Annotated in this window: 17 protein-coding genes and 1 pseudogene; 5 read left to right on the plus strand and 13 right to left on the minus strand. The window is 64.8% G+C overall.

The window, feature by feature from the left end; all coding sequences use genetic code 11:
* Nucleotides 1-5 precede the first annotated feature (5 nt).
* The 3 genes from ACQKIE_RS16500 to ACQKIE_RS16510 are packed head-to-tail and all read left to right on the plus strand — an operon-like array spanning nt 6 to nt 1,986.
* A complete protein-coding gene (locus tag ACQKIE_RS16500) occupies nt 6-365 on the plus strand; it encodes an EamA family transporter (RefSeq protein WP_427461104.1) in 360 nt (119 codons plus the stop codon).
* Nucleotides 362-760, plus strand: coding sequence for a DMT family transporter (locus tag ACQKIE_RS16505; protein ID WP_427461106.1), 399 nt, complete (start codon nt 362-364; stop codon nt 758-760). The genes ACQKIE_RS16500 and ACQKIE_RS16505 overlap by 4 nt, the downstream gene beginning before the upstream one ends.
* Before the next feature lie 5 nt (nt 761-765).
* Nucleotides 766-1,986, plus strand: a complete 1,221-nt coding sequence (locus ACQKIE_RS16510) for a DegT/DnrJ/EryC1/StrS family aminotransferase (protein ID WP_427461108.1) — start codon at nt 766-768, stop codon at nt 1,984-1,986.
* Here the strand turns inward: ACQKIE_RS16510 and ACQKIE_RS16515 are convergent.
* The 7 genes and pseudogenes from ACQKIE_RS16515 to sucC all read right to left on the minus strand — a co-directional run bounded on the left by ACQKIE_RS16515 (nt 1,955) and on the right by sucC (nt 11,689).
* Nucleotides 1,955-2,836, minus strand: coding sequence for a hypothetical protein (locus ACQKIE_RS16515; RefSeq protein ID WP_427461110.1), 882 nt, complete (start codon nt 2,834-2,836; stop codon nt 1,955-1,957). The genes ACQKIE_RS16510 and ACQKIE_RS16515 overlap by 32 nt on opposite strands.
* Nucleotides 2,833-3,900, minus strand: a complete 1,068-nt coding sequence (locus tag ACQKIE_RS16520; RefSeq protein WP_427461354.1) for a GNAT family N-acetyltransferase — start codon at nt 3,898-3,900, stop codon at nt 2,833-2,835. The genes ACQKIE_RS16515 and ACQKIE_RS16520 overlap by 4 nt, the downstream gene beginning before the upstream one ends.
* Nucleotides 3,901-3,953: 53 nt before the next feature.
* Nucleotides 3,954-5,357 carry an aspartate aminotransferase family protein gene (locus ACQKIE_RS16525; RefSeq protein ID WP_427461112.1) on the minus strand — a complete coding sequence of 468 codons (1,404 nt, stop codon included), beginning with the start codon at nt 5,355-5,357 and terminating at the stop codon, nt 3,954-3,956.
* Between the two features lie 18 nt (nt 5,358-5,375).
* Nucleotides 5,376-6,082, minus strand: a pseudogene (locus tag ACQKIE_RS16530) (MtnX-like HAD-IB family phosphatase).
* 128 nt (nt 6,083-6,210) lie between these two features.
* Complete coding sequence (locus ACQKIE_RS16535) at nt 6,211-9,219, minus strand: TonB-dependent receptor (RefSeq protein ID WP_427461114.1); 3,009 nt, start codon at nt 9,217-9,219, stop codon at nt 6,211-6,213.
* Nucleotides 9,220-9,641: 422 nt separating this feature from the next.
* Nucleotides 9,642-10,514, minus strand: a complete 873-nt coding sequence (gene sucD / locus ACQKIE_RS16540; RefSeq protein ID WP_427461116.1) for a succinate--CoA ligase subunit alpha — start codon at nt 10,512-10,514, stop codon at nt 9,642-9,644.
* Nucleotides 10,515-10,528: 14 nt separating this feature from the next.
* Nucleotides 10,529-11,689 (minus strand): ADP-forming succinate--CoA ligase subunit beta, encoded by a 1,161-nt coding sequence (gene sucC / locus ACQKIE_RS16545; RefSeq protein WP_427461118.1) that lies wholly within the window; start codon nt 11,687-11,689, stop codon nt 10,529-10,531.
* A gap of 254 nt (nt 11,690-11,943) precedes the next feature.
* Between sucC and ACQKIE_RS16550 the strand changes: the two genes are divergently transcribed.
* Nucleotides 11,944-13,587, plus strand: a complete 1,644-nt coding sequence (locus ACQKIE_RS16550) for a sensor histidine kinase (RefSeq protein ID WP_427461120.1) — start codon at nt 11,944-11,946, stop codon at nt 13,585-13,587.
* 67 nt (nt 13,588-13,654) lie between these two features.
* A complete protein-coding gene (locus tag ACQKIE_RS16555) occupies nt 13,655-15,055 on the plus strand; it encodes a sigma-54-dependent transcriptional regulator (protein ID WP_427461122.1) in 1,401 nt (466 codons plus the stop codon).
* Nucleotides 15,056-15,079: 24 nt separating this feature from the next.
* Here the strand turns inward: ACQKIE_RS16555 and ACQKIE_RS16560 are convergent, their stop codons facing one another.
* From ACQKIE_RS16560 to ACQKIE_RS16585, 6 genes are all read right to left on the minus strand, one after another.
* Nucleotides 15,080-15,568: a YfbM family protein gene (locus ACQKIE_RS16560; protein ID WP_427461124.1), complete on the minus strand. Its 489-nt coding sequence runs from the start codon at nt 15,566-15,568 to the stop codon at nt 15,080-15,082.
* Between the two features lie 40 nt (nt 15,569-15,608).
* Complete coding sequence (locus ACQKIE_RS16565) at nt 15,609-16,481, minus strand: hypothetical protein (protein ID WP_427461126.1); 873 nt, start codon at nt 16,479-16,481, stop codon at nt 15,609-15,611.
* A gap of 31 nt (nt 16,482-16,512) precedes the next feature.
* A complete protein-coding gene (locus tag ACQKIE_RS16570) occupies nt 16,513-17,199 on the minus strand; it encodes a hypothetical protein (RefSeq protein ID WP_427461128.1) in 687 nt (228 codons plus the stop codon).
* Between the two features lie 202 nt (nt 17,200-17,401).
* The gene (locus tag ACQKIE_RS16575; RefSeq protein ID WP_427461130.1) at nt 17,402-17,596 is read right to left on the minus strand and encodes a hypothetical protein; all 195 of its coding nucleotides are present in this window, start codon (nt 17,594-17,596) and stop codon (nt 17,402-17,404) included.
* On the minus strand, nt 17,593-17,952 hold the full coding sequence (locus tag ACQKIE_RS16580) for a DUF6984 family protein (protein ID WP_427461132.1): 360 nt from the start codon (nt 17,950-17,952) through the stop codon (nt 17,593-17,595). The genes ACQKIE_RS16575 and ACQKIE_RS16580 overlap by 4 nt, the downstream gene beginning before the upstream one ends.
* 46 nt (nt 17,953-17,998) lie before the next feature.
* Complete coding sequence (locus tag ACQKIE_RS16585; RefSeq protein ID WP_427461134.1) at nt 17,999-18,703, minus strand: hypothetical protein; 705 nt, start codon at nt 18,701-18,703, stop codon at nt 17,999-18,001.
* Nucleotides 18,704-18,769: the final 66 nt, after the last annotated feature.

An 18,769-nucleotide genomic window follows, 5' to 3' on the forward strand; every position in this document is an offset into this window, starting at 1 on the left:
CGACGATGGCGCCGTCGACCCTCGCCTTGTGGGCGGCCAACATGGTGTTCGACACCGTCGGGCAGTTGTCCTTCAAGGCCGCGGCGGGAGATCCACACGCGGGCGACGGACTCGCGCGCTGGCGCCACATGGCCACCCGTCCGTGGTTGTGGCTCGGCATGGGCTGTTATGTGGTGGAGTTCCTTGCGTGGATCGCCTTCCTGTCGTTCGTGCCATTGTCGAAAGGCGTACTGCTCGGCTCGATCAACATCGTGGTGGTGACGCTCGCGGGCCGGCTTCTCTTCCACGAGAAACTCACCCCGCTGCGTGTCCTCGGCATCGTCCTGATCAGCATGGGCGTGGCCGTCGTGGGGGCGGGTGGATGAGGCGCTTCTACGTGTTCGGCTTCCTGCTGTTGATGGCGTTCGACACACTGGCGCAGCTCTCCTTCAAGCTGGCCGGCATCCACGCGTTGCCGGTGGCGGCGGACCTGGCATGGCTGTCGCGCGTCTTCGGTCAACCGTGGATCTTCGGCGCGCTGGCGGGTTATGTCGGCGCATTCTTCACCTGGATGAGCTTGCTCAAGCACGCACCGATCGGACCCGCGTTCGCCGCTTCGCACCTGGAGATGGTGAGCGTGATGCTGCTGTCGGCGTGGTTGCTGCATGAGCCGCTGACCCTGGCACGTCTTGCCGGAGCCGCCCTGATCGTGGCCGGCATCCTCTGTCTTGGCGCGGCGGAGGGCGACACTCCGGAGGAACCCTCCGGTCTGCCGAGTTGAGCAGCGTGCGCCGACGCGTCCTCCACGAGCTTCCACCGACCGCCGGGCTGCCGCTGCGCATCGCCGACCTGGTCCCCGGGCGCGCCGCCTTGTCCGAGACGGCCGCCGCGCAACTCGGTACGCCACCCCTCCTGCTGACCTGTTCCGGCACCGTCGCGCTGATGGTGGCATTGCGCACACTGAGCGAACGCGCACCGCGGCGCCGCGTCGTGGTGGTGCCGGCGTACACCTGCCCACTGGTGGCCATAGCGGTACACCGTCTGGGCTTGCAACTGCGACTCTGCGATACCCGGCCCGGGCATTTCGACATGGCACCGGATGCGCTGGCAGAGGCCTGCCGCGACGATACCCTGGCGGTCGTCCCGACCCACCTGGCCGGACTCGTCGCGGATGTCGACACGGCGTGTGACATCGCCTGGGGGCGAGGCGCGTTCGTCATCGAGGACGCCGCTCAGGCGCTGGGAGCATCCGACCGTGGGCAGAGCGTCGCCCTCCGCGGCGACGCGGGTTTCTTCAGCCTCGCCGCGGGCAAGGGTTTGTCGATCTACGAAGGTGGATTGCTGGCAGCACGCGACGCCACGTTGCGCGACGCGCTGCGCCGCACGCACGACGCGATGGCACCGCATGACCGCGGGTGGGAACTGCGTCGTACCGTGGCGCTGGCCGCACTCGCCCTGGCGTATCGCCCCAGCGGACTCGCCCTCGCGTATGGCCTTCCGCTACGGCGCCATTTGCTGCGGGGCGATCCCGTCAGCGCGGTTGGCGATCGTTTCGGTCCGGATATCCCGATACATCGCGTGGGACACTGGCGCCAAGGCGTCGGTACCCGCGCGGCCGCTCGCTGGCCCGCCTTCCTTGCCGAGCGTCGCGCCCTGGCTTGCCGGCGTGTCGCCCGCTTGCAACGCATCGCCGGGCTCGACGTGCTCACGCCCCGCGAGGAGGCGCAAGGTAGTTGGCCCGTCCTGCTGTTGCGCCTGGCGGACGAGGCGCGCAGGGACGCCGTGCTGGAGCGGCTCTGGAGCATCGGCGTGGGCGTCAGCCGAATGTTCGTGCACGCCCTTCCCGACTATTCCTACCTGGCGGACCGGGTGCCGCGAGAACCCATGCCCAACGCACGTGACTTCGCGCGGCGCACGCTCACCGTCACCAACAGTCCATGGCTCGACGATGCCACGTTCGAGCGGATTGCCTTCGTTATCGAGAGCGTGCTCGAGCGCGGCGCCTGATCGCGTCGAGCAATACCGCATTCAGCGCATGCTGCCGCACCTGCCACGGGCCCAGGTCATGGGCGGCGAAAGCCGGTTGTGCATCCATGGCCGACAGCCGGCGCTTCCACCAGCGACGGTAGCGATACGCGGAAATTTCGCCGGTAATGTCGCTTCCCACCAGCCCGCCACGCAGGCTGTCGATCAGGGCGAGGGCATCGTCGAGCCGCAACTGGCCCTGGTCCCAGTTGGTGCGCACCACTTCCTCCGAGAACACGTCCTTGTCGATCGAAAGGTAAGCCGGTTGCGGATGCGACAACTGGAGGCGACGGAAGGCTTCGACGAGATCGGCAACCGTGCCGAACCCGCGGAACGCATGACCGAGTCCGGCGCGCGTGGCCCACGCGGTATCCACGCCGACGCTCCAATAGGTCAAGCGCCCGGCCCGAAGGGGCCCGCGGTAATTCTCCCAGGCATGGGCCGCGGCGATATCGGACGAGGTGATGCCGACCACGTGTACATGGCTGACCTGAGGCAACCGCGCCACCCGGCGAACCCACGAGCCGCAGTGCACGCCGAAGGGAAAACGCATGTTGTCCGGATGGTTGTCCAGCACCACCACCTGGAAGACCCGCCCGCGAGGCACGCGCGCAATCAGCGGCCAGCTCAGGTGATGGAAGTCGCCGCTACCCAGCATCACCGTGCCGTGGTCTTGCGGCAGGAGGCCGTCGAGCAGGCGGTCGAACCGCGCCAGCGAGCGGACGGAGCAGCCGAAACGGAGTGTTTCCTGCCAGTCCGCCAGGGCCAGTACGTGTCCGCCGGCGAGCGGCCCGACGGAGCCGTCGATGTCGAGCACGACCGGCGTGTTCATTCGCTTTGCGCCGCGCCGTTCGCGGAAGACGGCGGAGCCTCGAAGCGATGCGCGATGCGGCGAAACAAGGCGCGCAGCAACGGATTGCGCAGGTAGACGGCATGTCGGGTGCGGCTCAGCCTCGCGCCCAGCTGTGACTTGACCTCGGGGTCCGTCCAGCCCGCGACATAGTGGGTCAAGCCGCGCTGACGCGCGTATTCCACGTTATGCATCCAGCTGACCGTGTACAGGTTGTACTCCCGTGCCTGCGGGTACGCGAAGCCGACGTACTTGTCGATAAGCATGCCAGCGTAGGCATAGCAGAGGTTCCAGCCGATCAGGTGCCCATCGGCGCGGTACATGAAGACGATGCCGGCAGTCGCGCCGTCGCGCAGCAGGGCCGCAAGCAAGGGTCTGTCCATCAGGTCGAACTGGATCTCGCTCTGCGCATGCACGTTGCGGTAGAGCGCATAACATTCGTCCATCAAGCGCGACTGGAGGAAACAGTCGGCACCGGTCGGCACCGCCTCCACGTCCAACTGGGCGCGGGACCGCAACTTGCGCCGGATATTCTTTCGCCGCGCCGCGGACAAGCGGGCGAGGTAGTCGTCGATCGAGTCGAAATCGACCGGCAGCCACGCCAGGTCCATGCCGTCGAGCAGCACGAAGCCGCGTGCCGCAAGCGCGGCGGCGAAATCCGCAGCCCGCGCGTTCGCGGCCGCGCCCAGCAGCGGCGATTCCGCCGGCAGGTCTTTGACAACGAGCAAGGCACGCTCGCGCCCGTGCAGGGCGAGCAGTTCCTCGACGAGCGCATCCGGGTCCCCGCGCGCCGGCAAGGGTGTGTACTCGGTCACGGTGCAACCCACGAAGCGGGTGCGCCAACGCAGGAGGCGGCCCCAACGCCGATACAACGGCAACGCGACGACCCGCTGGCGCAACGCGTCATCGGCGGTGGTCAGCAGGTCGAAGGGCGCGAGGAAGGTCGGAAGACCCGACGGCGAGCGGCGTGCCGTGAACCCGGCGGGCGGATGTGCCAGGAAATGCTCCACCAGCACCGCGGGTTCGAGGGCGGTGCAGGCAGGCAGCTCGCCTTGTCCGGCAAGGAGGCGGTCACGGGACGTCACCGCCACCGGCATGCTCAGCGACGCTTCGCGCGGGTCAGCAACTGGTCAAGCAGCGAGATCGCCAGATCGATCTCCTCATGGGTGATGTCCAGCGACGGGGCGAGCGTGATGACGTTCTTGTACCAGCCGCCCACGTCGAGCACGAGGCCGACCTTCTTTCCGTTGTGCTCGAGGTCCCCGGCCAAACCGATATCCACCATCCGATCCAGCAGTTCCTTGTTGGGCGTGAAACCGTCCTCCATGCAAATCTCCGCACGCAAGGCCAGGCCCAGGCCGTCGACGTCACCGATTTCCTTGTGGCGCTTCTGCAGGTCGCGCAGGCCGTCGAGGAAATGGGCGCCCTTGGCAGGCACGCTGGTGGCGTAGTCCAGTTCGTAACCCATCCGGATGACCTCGAGACCCAGCGCCGTCCCGAGCGGATTCGAATTGAACGTGGAGTGCGTGGAACCCGGCGGGAAGATCGTGGGATTGATCAGTTCCTCGCGTGCCCACAGGCCCGAGAGGGGATTGAGTCCGTTGGTCAACGCCTTGCCGAACACCAGCACGTCCGGCGTCACGCCGAAATGCTCGATGGACCACAGCTTGCCGGTGCGCCAGAACCCCATCTGGATCTCGTCCACCACCATCAGGATGCCGTATTGGTCCAGCACCTTCTTGAGGTCGCGGAAGAAATTCGCCGGGGGGATCACGTAGCCGCCGGTGCCCTGGATCGGCTCCACGTAGAAGGCCGCGTATTCGGCCTGCCCCACTTTCGGGTCCCATACGCCGTTGTATTCGGTTTCGAAAAGCCGCGCGAACTGGCGCACGCAAGCGTCGGAATAGTCCTCCGGCGTCATGCCCTTCGGACGGCGGAACGGATACGGGAACGGAATGAACATGGCGCGCTCGCCGAAATGCCCGAAGCGGCGGCGATAGCGGTAACTGGAGGTGATGGACGATGCACCCAGGGTTCGACCGTGGTATCCGCCTTCGAAGGCGAACATCAGGCTCTTGCCCTGCCTGACATTGCGCACGATCTTCAGCGAATCCTCGATCGCCTGTGCACCGCCCACGTTGAAGTGCACGCGCCCCTTGCAACCGAACTTGCCTTCCACGTCGAGCGCGATCGTCTTGGCCAACTCGATGCGGGTCGGGTGGAGGTACTGGCTCGCCACCTGCGGCAAGGTGTCGAGCTGGTGCTTGAGCACGTCGATGAGGCGGGGATTGCCGTAACCGAAGTTGACCGCGGAATACCACATCTGCAGGTCGAGGAACGGCACCTCCGCGCTGTCGTACATCCAGCTGCCTTCGCAGCGGCGGAAGATTTTCGGCGGGTCGACATAGTGCACCGTGTCGCCAAACGAGCTGTACCGCGCCTCGTCGGCGAGCAGCTGCGCGTCGTCGACGGTCACGGCGATGTGTTTTTCGAGGAGGGTCATGGGTGGCTCTTCCGGGGGTCAGGCGGCGGCGTTTGCGGAAACAGGAGGCGTCGGGAGGCCGACGAGTTCGCCTGCGATGAGGGCCGGCAGCAGGGCCAGCGCTTCCTCGAATCCGGTAATGGGGAAATACGGGATACCGGCGGCACGGCAGTGCTCGATCAGGCGATGTTTGGCGAAGACGAAATCGACGCGATCGGCGGCACAGAAGTCCGATGCGCCGTCGCCGATCAATAGCGTCCGTCGCGCACCGTCCGCGCGGTGGCGGGCCACTGCCGTGCATTTGCAGGTACCGCTGGCGCAGCCCGGCGCGGCGTGTGGCGACGCCAGCGTCCAGCGCTTCCCGGCGGGGCCGGGCGAGAGATGGTTGCCCATACCGGCAGGTCGCCGAGGCCGTGACGGTCGAGGATGCGGCGGATCGCAAGGTCCAGGCCGTCGCTCACCACATGAATGGGCACGTCAAGGTCGCGGGCCTTCGCCACGAAGGCGGGAAAGGCATGGTCGATGCGCACCTCGGCAAGGTGCGCATCGAGTTCGGTCGCGCTCATGTCGAGCAGTGCCACTTGCCCGCTCATGCAGGCGCGCGAGCCGATGCGGCCGGCGCGCCAGTCGTTCTCGAGCGTTTCCCAACCGGGCCGCCCGTAGCGGTCCAGCAGGGAGTCGATCACGTCTTCCACGGAGATCGTGCCGTCGAAGTCGCAAAGCACGGTCCATTGAGGCAGGGTCATCGGAGTGCACGTCGGAAGGTTCGACGTGCACCGTAATCCCGGGTTCTTTCCCGCCCCTTTCCGCAACCCCAGCGCAAGCTTAGGTTCTCCCGCGGGCCATCCTGGCCTGGGTCTGGCGCCCTGTTACCTCAGAAGTCGTACGACACGCTCAGGCGACCATAGCGCGGCTCCTGCCGCGCGGTGATCACGCCGTACGCGGGTTCGGGCAAGCCTGGGCCCGCTTCCGAGTACGGGTACTTCTGCAACGCGCGCCGCTCGTTGAGCAGGTTGAAGACGTTCGCATTGAACGCCAGCTTCCCGTCGCCAAACGAGGGCCGCCACGTCAGGCCGAGGTCGATCTGGCGAATCCACGGCAAGCGTCCCTGCTCGCCCGGGGGCGACGGTTCGCCATCGCAGTAGTGGTAATTGCTCCCATAGCCGGCGGGGTCGGAATGATCGGGGCCGTAATACCCGAGGCAATGCCGCGGCGTGCCCGACACGAGGCTCACGTTCGCCGACGCCAGCCACTCCGGCGCGATCTGCCAATAGCCGAACACCTTGAACTGGTGCGTGTGGTCGTTGCTCTGCGGGCCGTTGTTATGTTCCATCACTTCCGCGTTGTCCCAGTCCTCGCTGGTCGACGCCGCAGTCTGGTTGAGGTCGGAGCGAAGTTGCCCCTCCGTATTGCCGTAGCTACGCGAGAACACATAGCTCGCCCGCGCGTACCACGTGCCGTCGAACGGATGCTCCAGCAAGAGCTCCAGGCTGTAGTACTTGCGCTTCAGCCCCTGGAATCCCAGCTCCTTGTTGCTGACCGGCACCTCGACATGGTTGCCGGATGCATCGAGCAGGGTGAACGTATTGGCCTGTCCCGGGTTGAAGAGGTAGCAGCTGTTGACCTGGTTGGTGTCGATATCCAACCCGAGCGATTGCCCCTTCGCGACGATGCGGTCGATGTCGCAGTAGTCGTCGATCGCATTGCGCAGCTTCCGGTAGGTCAGCTTGGCGCCATAGACCCAGTCGCTGCCGAAGGTCTTCGTGAAGCCGAGGATGTATTCGTCCTGGTTCTCCGCCTTCATGCCCTTGGCGGCGACCGTCTTGGGATCGGGAAGCTGGCCGAAGTAGTTGTTCGACGAGACGGGGACACCGGGTGCGATCGCCGTGAGGCCCGTGGGCTGGCCATCGCCGGCAATGCCGGTATACGTGAAGTACTGCGACGTCGACAACGCACCACCCGCTGCGTTGAGCGCGGGATTGAGCGGAAGCCCGAGGTAGTAGCGACCGGCGTTACCGTAGACCTTGAAGGTCGAGTCGCCATTCACGTCCCAGCTGAAACCGAGCCGCGGCGCCCATTGCGGCGACGTCTGCTTGATGTAGACCTGGCTGTCGGCGTTGTAGTTGGAGAATTGGTCGTTGCGAAGCCCCAGCGTGAGCAACCAACGGTCGCTGACCTGCCATGCGTCCTCGATGTATTGGGCACGCTGGCTCGAACGCACGGTGGCGAGGCTGGACGATACGCCGCGCACCACGTAGTAGCCCTCCTCGCCACCGGGATAGTTTCCGGGCGCATCCACGCCGAGGCCGGTGGAGATCGGAAGGCCTGGTGCGCTCTGGTTGTAGGTCCAGATGTAGCCGGGACCGGAGCTCGACGTACCCTGGTCGCGCGCGCGGGCTTGCTGGTTGTCGATGCCGGCGGTGATCGTGTGGTCGCCGAGGGTGTAATGGATGTCGAAGCGCGTGTTCGTCGTTTCGTTGCCGCGGTTGGGGTTTGCCAGCGATGCGACGGTCTGTCCGTTCTCGCGGGCCACCCCACCGGTATAGGCGGGGTTCTGGAAGTCCTGCCCGGCGATGTACACCGCATCGGCGTTGTAACCCGAGGGCACGACGTAGTTTACGGTGCGCATCTTGCCGTACTGCGCGCTGATCGTGAGATTGTCGGTGAGGTAGCCGGTGTACTTGGCCGTGTACACATCGCCACCGAACTTTTCGTCGTTGGCGCCGGAGAGCCGCTCGCCACGCTGGCGGTCCGCGTAATCGTAGTCGTAGATCGTGCCCGAGCGCTCGGACTTGTCCGAGGCACCGGTCAGTTCGAGGATGTTCGCATCGGTGATGTTCCAATCCAGCTTGGCGTACCAGCGCGGCAGTTGATACCTATAGTCGCGGTCGGGCGATTGCGGCAGCGTTACGTTACTCACGGCGTTGCCGGTCTGCCGTTCCACCTCCGCGGCAGCGAAGAGGAACAGCTTGTCCTTGATGAGCGGACCGCCTGCATAAAGACTGGCCGTCGTGGACGTTACGCTGTTGGCGCGGTTCGGCGCGTAGAGGTTGCCGGCCTTCGGCTGCGGCGGCAGGCCGTTGGTGTAGTAGCTGTCCTTCTCGCGCGCACGGAGACCGTTCGGCTCCCAGATCAACTGCGCGCCCGCATGCCATTCGTTCGTGCCGCGCTTGCCGACAACGTTGATGACGCCGCCATCCGAGCGACCGTACTGCGCGCTGTACCCGCCCGTGTACACCTCCTGCTGCTCGATGGCCCCATAGGGCAATGAAATGCCGCCGAAGCCCCGCAGCGGATCGGTGGTGTTGAAGCCGTTGACGTAGTACGCGTTCTCGCTCGCCGCGGAACCACCGAAGGAGACCAGCGAGTTGCCCGTGGCACTCGTGTAGCTGCCGCTGTTGTTCACGGCGCCCGGTGCCAGCAGCGCGATCGCTTCCGAACTCCGGCCCAGCGGCAGCCTTGCCAGCTGCTGCGATGTCACTACCGTTCGCGAGTCGACCGTGGATACGTCGATCGCCGGCAAGGCGTTCGCGGAAACGTTGACGCCACCGAGATCCTGCACGGACTGCTGCACGAACGACACTTCGACACCGGAGCCGACGCGCAGGGCCACGTTCTCCCGGCTCTGCACCGGCGCACCGCCGTGGATGACGGACACGGTGTAAGTGCCCAGCGGCAGCTGCGCCACCGAATAGCGACCGCGCGCGTCGATGGGCACGTCGCGAGTGAGGCCCGTGTCGTTCACGACGCGGACGACATCGCCCTCGGCCGCCTGCACCTGGCCATAGATCGACCCCGTGGTGGACTGCGCCAGCACGGCCCCTGAGAACGCGGAAAACACCGCGGCGGCCAACAGCGACCGCTGCAACGACAACTTGTTCATGAAAACCCTTGATCGTGGATGGAAGGGCAAGCCCGGCCGCATCGCCTTCCCCTTGCGAGGGCGATGGGTCGATCGCAGCGGCTTGCCGGTGCACGGGCGAACTCGCCCGTTACGCCTGCGAGGCGTGGATGGTTCGGATCGGAAACGCAGTAGCGCTTAGGCGGCCATGCCGGTCAGCGCCGAGGCCGCTGGATCAGCGGCGACAACAACATCGCACGGCGGCGAGGCGCACGCGCGTGGAGCCGGGATTAACGAGTTCAGGGTGACGCATGACGACCCCTCGTTTTTTGCTGCGGTGCGCAACCGTAGCACGGTGCCATATGGCCATGTCAAGCGTTTGGACGTCTAGATGTCTTCACGACAAAAAGAAAGCCGCGGCCTTTCGGCCGCGGCTCCTGTCGTGCACCGAGGTGCGCGAGGTCTTACTTCATCAAACCCGCAAGCGTCTTGCCGAGGTCGGCCGGGGACTTGACCGTGGTCACGCCCGCCTTCTCCAGCGCGGCGAACTTCGCCGCCGCGGTGCCCTTGCCGCCGGAGATGATGGCGCCGGCGTGGCCCATGCGCTTGCCCGGAGGAGCCGAGGCGCCCGCGATGAAGGAGACGACCGGCTTCTTCACGTACTGGCCGATGAACTCGGCGGCGTCTTCCTCGGCGCTGCCGCCGATCTCGCCGACCATGATGATGCCTTCGGTCTGCGGGTCGTCCTGGAAGAGCTTCAGGCAGTCGATGAAGCTGAGACCGTTGATCGGGTCGCCGCCGATGCCGATGCAGGTCGACTGGCCCAGGCCTTCGTTCGTGGTCTGGAACACCGCTTCATACGTCAGGGTGCCCGATCGCGAAACGATGCCGACCTTGCCCGGCTTGTGGATGTGGCCCGGCATGATGCCGATCTTGCACTCGCCCGGCGTGATGACGCCCGGGCAGTTCGGACCGACCAGCACGACGTCCGGGTGCGACTTCAGCACGTTCTTCACGCGCATCATGTCGAGCACCGGGATGCCCTCGGTGATCGCCACGATGACCTTGATGCCACCGTCGATGGCTTCGAGGATCGAGTCGGCCGCGAACGGAGGCGGCACGAAGATCACCGACGCGTCGGCGCCCGTCTGGTCGACGGCGTCACGCACGGTGTTGAAGACCGGCAGACCGATGTGCTCGGAGCCGCCCTTGCCCGGGGTGACGCCACCGACGACCTTGGTGCCGTAGTCGATCGCCTGTTCGGCGTGGAAGGTGCCCTGCTGTCCGGTGAAACCCTGGACGAGGACCTTGGTGTTCTTGTTGATCAGGACGCTCATGTTGCTTTCGCTCCTCAGGCCGCGGCGGCCACGGCCTTTTGGGCCGCATCGTTGAGATCGTCGGCCGGCGTGATCGCCAGGCCCGAGTTGGCCAGCAGTTCGCGGCCCTTCTCGACATTGGTGCCCTGCAGGCGCACGACCACCGGAATCTTCAGGCCCACTTCCTTCACGGCCGCGATGATGCCTTCGGCAATCAGGTCGCAACGCACGATGCCGCCGAAGATGTTGACCAGGATGGCCTTCACCTTGTCCGACGAGAGGATGAGCTTGAACGCCTCGGTGACGCGTTCCTTGGTGGCACCGCCGCCGACGTCGAGGAAGTTGGCCGGCTCGCCGCCTGCCAGCTTGATCACGTCCATCGTGGCCATCGCGAGGCCGGCACCGTTGACCATGCAGCCGATCGTGCCGTCCATCGTGACGTAGTTGAGGTTGTGCTGGACGGCGGCCGCTTCGGCGGCGTCTTCCTGCGTCAGGTCGCGCATGGCGGCGAGGTCGGCGTGGCGGAACTCGGCGTTGTCGTCGGAGTTGACCTTGCCGTCGAGGGCGGCGAGGTTGCCGTCGGCAAGGATCGCCAGCGGGTTCAGCTCGACGAGGGCGAGGTCCTTCTCGTTGAAGAGCTTGTACAGGCCCATCATGATCTTGACGAGCTGGGTCACCTGCTTCGGATTCAGGTCCATCTTGAACCCGAGGTCGCGGCACTGGTACGGCTGCAGGCCTTCGACGTAATCCACCACGATGGTGTGGATGTCTTCCGGCGTGTCGTGCGCCACCTGCTCGATGTCCACGCCGCCGTGCTTGGAGGCGATGAACGAGATCGACTTGGTGTCGCGATCGGTGAGGATCGACAGGTACAGTTCCTTCGCGATGTCGGTCGCGTCGGTGACCAGGACCAGGTTCACCGGCAGCGCGCGGCCGGCGGACTGGTAGGTTTCCATGTTCGTGCCGAGCATGCCCTTGGCGGCGCCGCGGACGTCGTCCAGGCTACGGCAGAACTTGACGCCGCCGGCCTTGCCGCGGCCGCCGGCATGGATCTGGGCCTTCACCATCCACTGCGTGCCGCCAAGGTGCTTGGCGGCATCGACGGCGGCGTCGGGAGAGTTGGCAATCTTGCCCGGCGGTACGGCGATGCCGTACTTGGCGAACAGTTCTTTAGCCTGGTACTCGTGGAAATTCATTCGATACCTCGAGCGAACGGGAGAAAACGTGTGAAAGCGCGCCGGCCGTGGGGCCCGCACGGGGAGGGGGGATCGATCGCGTCACAAATGTCGCAATACGGCCGCGTATTTTCCCGGAAGGCGCCCCGGATGGAAAGGGGCGCGGGGCCATTCGCCCGCGCACGGCCCTCCGGCGCGGCTTGCCGCCATGGCCGGCGCCCCTATACTGGGGCCTCATGTCGGCCCCGGGGGGCCCACGGCGGAGAAGCATCCAGGTGTCCACGCCCGCGTCGACGATTGCCGCCCGAGTCAGCGCGAACCAGTCCACCGCGCGCCACGAACTCTTCTTTTTCAATTACTTCCGACTAGGCCAGGCCGCGGTTTACACCGCGCTCGCCTTCCGCCCCGAGCACATGAACTGGCCGGTCCTGCCGGAGCCGGTCATCGCCAGGGTGTTCGCCCTCGCCTACCTGCTGGCGGCCCTGGTCATGGTGGCGCGAACACGCCCCAGCCTGCGGAGGCCCGTGCTGGTGGTGTCGATCGGCCTCACCCTGGACGTCGCCGCGGCACTGCTGGCCCTCGTGCTCATGCACGACGTGCGCATGGGCGTGGCCATGATGCTGGCCGTGAACATCGCCACGGGCGCATTGCTCCTGCCGTTCCGGCTGTCGATGTTCTTCGCCGCGCTCGCGACGCTCGGGATGCTGGGCCACTCGGTGTTCGACCTGACCGGCACGGATCCGACGGATCGGGAGTTCGCCGAATATGGCCTGTTCGGCGCGGCCTACTTCGCCTGCGCCTCGCTTTGCTATGTCCTCGGCCGCAACATTCGCGCCTCCGAGGCCCTGGCGGAACAGCGCGGCATCGACCTCGCCAACCTTTCCCAGGTGAACGAGCTCATCATCCGGCGCATGAAAACCGGCGTGCTGCTGGTGGACGAGGGCAATCGCATCCACCAGCTCAACGAGTCCGCCTGGATGCTGATGGGCAACCCCTCGGCCGACCAGCGCGACCTCGGCAGCCTCGCCCCCGAACTCTCGCGACGCCTGTACCACTGGCGCGCATCCGGCAAGCTGGACGAGAGTGCGACCATGCTGGCCGACGGCACGCCCGAAGTGGTGCCGCGCTTCACGCGCCTCGCGCCCAACGACGACTCCCACGTCCTGATCTTCCTCGACGACACGTCGCTGGTGTCGCGCCGCGCGGAAGAGCTGACGCTGAGTTCGCTGGGCCGTCTCTCGGCGTCGATCGCCCACGAGATCCGCAACCCGCTCGCCGCGATCCACTACTCCGCGCAGCTGCTGGCCGAATCCACGGACATGAACGATACCGACATACGCATGGTCGAGATCATCAACAACCATTGTTCGCGGCTCAACGAGATCATCGAGAACATCCTGCAGCTGTCACGCCGCGAGCGCTCGAGGCCGGAGACCCTCGACCTCGGCCAATGGGTGCACCACTTCGTCACCGAATACCGTCAGGGCAACGACCTGGGCTCGGACATCCTCCGCGCCGTGTCCGGCAGCGAGCCCGTGGCCGCGGTGGCCGACCCGCAGCACCTCCAGCAGGTGATCTGGAACCTCGTGCAGAACGCCCTGCGCTACGGCCGGCTGCCCGGGGAGCCCGCCCGCGTGATGCTGGTGGCGAGGCATTCCGAGGCCGGCATCCCGATCCTCGAAGTGATCGACCGGGGCCCGGGTATCCCGCCGAAGGTGGCGGCGCAGATCTTCGAGCCGTTCTTCACGACACACGAATACGGCACGGGACTGGGCCTTTACCTCGCGCGCCAGATGGCGGAAGCGAACCAGGCGGCCCTCGAGTACGTGCGCGTGGCCGGCGGCGGCAGCTGCTTCCGGATCAGCCTCACGCCACCCGCGCGGACCGCCGCCGCGGCTCCCGTGGCGGTCCGCGCGTGAAAGGCGCCCTTTGCGTATCTCGCCCGGGCGGTTACATTTGGACCATTCACCGAAACTTTCGGACCTAATGAGCAAGCAGACCGTACTGGTCATTGACGACGAGCGGGACATCCGCGAGTTGCTGACCATCACTCTCGGTCGAATGGAACTCGACGTCGACGCCGTGGGGAGCGTCACCGAAGCGCGGAGCGCACTGGCCGCCCGGCGCTACGACCTGTGCTTCACCGACATGCGGCTGCCGGACGGCAGTGGCCAGGAGATCATCGAGCTGATCGCCGCCAGCTTCCCGGACATGCCGGTGGCGATGATCACGGCGTACGGCAACGTCGACGCCGCGGTCAACGCGCTCAAGGCCGGCGCCTTCGACTTCGTCTCAAAGCCCGTCGACATCCAGCTCCTGCGACGCCTCGTCCGCACCGCGCTGCGGCTGTCCGAGGAACGCAAGGCGGAAGCGGGAAACAAGAGCTCGCCCGGTGCGGATCGCCTGATCGGCGAATCAGTGGCAATGACCGAGGTACGCGGCAAGATCGCCAAGCTCGCCCGCAACCAGGCACCGGTCTACATCGCCGGCGAGTCCGGCGTGGGCAAGGAACTCGTCGCGCGGCTCATCCATGAAATGGGCCCGCGTTCCGCCGGCGCCTTCGTGCCGGTGAACTGCGGCGCCATTCCGTCCGAACTGATGGAGAGCGAGTTCTTCGGCCATCGCAAGGGCAGCTTCACCGGGGCGCACGCGGACAAGGAAGGCCTCTTCCAGGCCGCCCAGGGCGGCACCCTCTTCCTCGACGAAGTCGCCGAACTGCCCCTGCACATGCAGGTGAAGCTGCTGCGCGCGATCCAGGAAAAGGCCGTACGCCCGATCGGCGGTCGCGACGAGATCCCGGTGGACGTGCGCATCCTCTCGGCCACGCACAAGAACCTCGCCGCCCTCGTCGAGCAGGGCCTGTTCCGACAGGACTTGTTCTATCGCATCAATGTCATCGAACTGCGCGTGCCTCCGCTGCGCGAGCGCCGTGGCGATGTGCCTCGTCTCGCGGACTTCATCCTGCGCCAGCTTGCCACCGAATCCGGCGGTGCGCCGGGCAAGCTCAAGCCTGACGCGCTGGCAGCGCTGGAGGCCTACCACTTCCCCGGCAATGTGCGCGAACTGGAGAACATCCTCGAGCGTGCCATGGCCATGTGCGAAGGCGACACGATCGAGGCCGACGACCTGATGCTGCCACAGCGCAATGTCACGCCGGTAACGGCCGTCGCGATGGAAACCGTGGCTTCGGCCACTGTCGCGCAGCCGGCCGCGCGCGGTGTCGCCGGTGCGGATGGCTCGCTCGAGGACTACATCTCGAACATCGAGCGCGACACGATCATCAAGGCGCTGGAAGAGTCGCGGTATAACAAGACGGCGACGGCGAAGAAGCTGGGGATTACGTTTCGGGCGCTGCGGTACAAGTTGAAGAAGCTAGGGATCGATTAGTTTCCGCTTGTTCAAACGCGAGCATCAAGCGAGCCAGAGGATCACTGCCTCGTTCCGGACAGCGGCCTCGCTGTAGAACGCGCGAAGTCGCTGCAGATGGTGAGCGATATAGTCGCGATTGCTCGCCTCTTCCCTCAGCCAGGCGCCCGGGTATACCTCTGCCGATTCGAGGCGCGCCATGTCCAGCTGGGAAGCGATCGTCGGTGGATCCACTGCGGCGAGCGCCTCGGCCACTGATCTCACGTCTGCGGTGTGCAGCATGCGAGGCGGGCCATATCCAAGGTCATCGCCAAAGGGCTCGCCACCGAATATCGCCATGGAGAGCAGATCCTCGTTCGGCCATGCCTCGCCCGTAAGCGAAAAATGGATGGCGTGCCACGCCTTGTCCACATCCAGCATCTCCGGGCCTGGTTCGCCTCCCCTCTCGAAGAAGGCGGCCTGTTCCGCGGGATCGACGCTCAAACGTTCGGCACGGTCCTCATCAATTCGCTCAAAGCGTCCAATCATTGACATCGCACTCCCTCCTTCCTCTATGCACTCTGCACGTCACTCATCAGGCTTCAGTGCCACGGTCGCTGACAGAAACAATGGTGGGCAGGACCGCTTGGAGAAACGTCTCCTGCGCACCCACGCAAAGCTCAAAGGTTGCACCGTCATATCCCGTTGTATATGTGCCACCGACCCCGAGCAAAGAAAGTGACTTGAACAACCAGCCACTCTCGTAAGAGGGAGCGAACCAGGAATCCAAACCGATGTAGTCGACATCTGGCATGACCTCCAGCGAATTGGAGGCAGGGTAAGGAATTCTTCTGTCGGTGTGCACCTTGACGCCGAGGTAAATTCCCATGCCGGTGTCAGTAGGTCGGTACAGGAGCGTACTGAAATTGAACGCCGCTTCAATTACGCGGAACCCAAATTCACCGGCCACTGTTGCGAATCGGCTTTCAATCTCCACAGCGTCCAACAACTGATTCGATGTCCCCCCCAGATGCCTACCGTGCGCTTGAGAAGTTAGAGCCTCAACTTGTTGCCGCTGTGACAGAAGCCTTCTGCGCCTGTCCTCACTGTAGCCCCAAAGCCACGGCTGAGTATTGATCTTTCCCTCGACGTCAGGAGCCTTCACCGGCTTCGTGAGCTCTTCAAGAGAAAGTCCAAGGGGCGCTAGCCGGGCCTCAATGGAACTCTGCCCAAGACCAAACACGCGGGGAGGTTCACTTCCCGCAAATGCGCTGCCATATCGGCAGCGGGCAACTTCCATCATGAAGCGAAACCAGTCTGGTGGATTCTCACCCGGCGGTATATCGGCACCGCCGTAGGTGGCGCCGACCAAGTCATAGCCCTTTTCCAGAAGGGCGACCACTGCGGGGACAGCGGCTTGTGATATCTGCCCGAACCGGGCTAGTTGTCGCTCGACGTCCGAACGCATGAGAATCCTGGTATCTCACTCTTCCCGGTGGCTAGTCGATCCGCGTCGGGGCCGATGGCACGGCATTCAAACGATGACAGAGTTTTATCGCCTGCTGTTCATCCCTGCCGAGCTGCATAACGCCTTCCCACAACGCGCTCATCCCACGCTTCGACGCCAGCGCTTTCAATCGACTCCGCTCTGTCTCGCCAGGCTCATAACCGAGGAACCGCAGTAGCTGTGCGGCATCGAGGTTCCCCATCGCGAGCGCCGCCAATAGCGGCACACTAGGCGCGATCCCGGCAGAGGTGCGAACACCGTAGTCGGCTAGCAGACAGATCGTTCGGTTTTCGCCAGCTGTTACCGCGTAGGCCAAGGCGCCAGCTCCTCCGCCGTGCACCTCATTAGGGTCGACTCCGAGCGCCAGGATCAATCCCACCATGTGCGGATCGGGGGTCTGGATCGCCGCGAGTAAGGCATCGGCTCCTTCCCGCTTTCGTCGAACGGGATCACTCAACAGTCTTACGACGATATCGTCGTACCCGGATACAACCGCGTTGACGCTCGCGCTCCCGGGATAGCGAAACGCTTCAGATCGGTCACTCAGTATGACCTCACGAGCCCACGCGGACGGGCTATATCGCAGCGCCGCAGGTGTCGGGCAATCCTCAGGCGCAGCCGACGCGATCCGCGCGGTCAGCAGGATGCTTGAAAAGACCGTCGCCTGCCACCTCCTCATGATCCGTCACTCACCTTTGAGCGAGGCAGCGTTCGATCGCTTCGCGGCCTGATCCGCTGGATCAATCAGCAAACGCTGGGCACGGGACACACTGACCCGCTCAAAGCAGCCAATCATGGACATCGCGTGCCCCCCTGTGTGCCATTGCGGCGCTCGCGCAATCTAGCGAGGGCCCGCTTGCGAAGTCAACGGGGAGAAGTTCCTAGGTGCGACACCCCGCATCCGCCGTGCCGTCCAGTAAGACCGTATAGATCCTGCCATCCTCTCGAAGTCCGTCAATCTTCACTAGTGAAGGCATGCCCACCATGCCGGCAAGCGCCATCAACTTGTCCACGTGGCCTGCGACGAGCAGCCAGGACGCCGTGGCAGGGGGAACATTGCCTTGCTCTTCAATCATGAGGACTCCCGATCGTCGAACATGGGAAGGGTCCTCAACGGGGAGAAATCCACCTTCCACACGTCCACCTCGCAGGGTGCCGCGTCCGCGTCTACGTACAGCGATGCCAAGACCTTCGTCCCGTCGACGTCGTTGAACTCTACTTCGCTCAAGACGCGGTCATAACCGCGGCTCGACGGCTCCAGTATCCGGAAGCTTCCCATGCCGCCGTCGTCGAGATCGGCCACGACCACGGCGTCGAGCCATTGCTCGTCAGCCGACCCGATCCCGCCTTTTTGCATCAAATGCTTTAGTAGCGACCGTTCTCGCGTTCGCAGATGCCTCATAGCGCCCGCTTCTCGGAAGTGCGAACTCATCCCCCCCCTGGCACCGATGCCGTCGCACTGATGCTGCCACAGCGCATTACTCGTCAGAATGCGAGCCAGCGGCTTCCGCCGCAATCTTGGCGTTAAGAACCGGGACACCTGATAAATCGAACGCCCAGGTCGTGCCGCCACTTATCAAAATGAGTTGACGTCCCGTTGCGATGGTGCGCGCCAACCGCGCCTCATCAGAAACCTTAACTGGCCTGAATACGGTGACCCCGCTTATACAGTGACCCTCAAAGGATGCGGACCAGTCTCCAACTCGGATTGATTGCCGCCCCTCCTTTATCGCCTCATTACAAGGCAGAGCGAACCTTCCTACCGCGATATGAAACGAAGGCGTTGACTGCTGAGAATCCCTCAAGGCGAGCAGCGACACCGACTCATCATCAATTGCACGAAGTCTGTAGCCTTCCCCAGGCCAGACTAGCCAGCGAGAGCGCGGATCATCGTTCTTATGTTCTCTAACTGCGTTCTGGTACCGGTCTATGGCTTCTATGAGCGCATCTGTATAGGCTTGTTTCCCGGCGGACGACAGTGGCGTCTCGCCCAGCGGCTGGATGTCTTCGCTCACCTTGATGAGCTTCTTGTACTCATCCCCCGGGCTGGACACCGGCTCGGACTGCGCATGGGCAGCCAGGACCGGGAGAAAAAACGAGGCCACGAAGGCGGCTAGGGGGAGCGACGCGCGCCCATGGAAACGCACGCAGCCAGCGGCCGCGCCCTGCACATCAAAACCCATTCCCTGTCCCCCGTGCGTCGACGCGTGCCGACGCTCACGAAATCTAGCGGTCGGGTGAGAAAGATG

The sequence above is a fragment of the Luteibacter sp. NPDC031894 genome (genome assembly GCF_050273135.1).
Lineage (GTDB): Bacteria > Pseudomonadota > Gammaproteobacteria > Xanthomonadales > Rhodanobacteraceae > Luteibacter.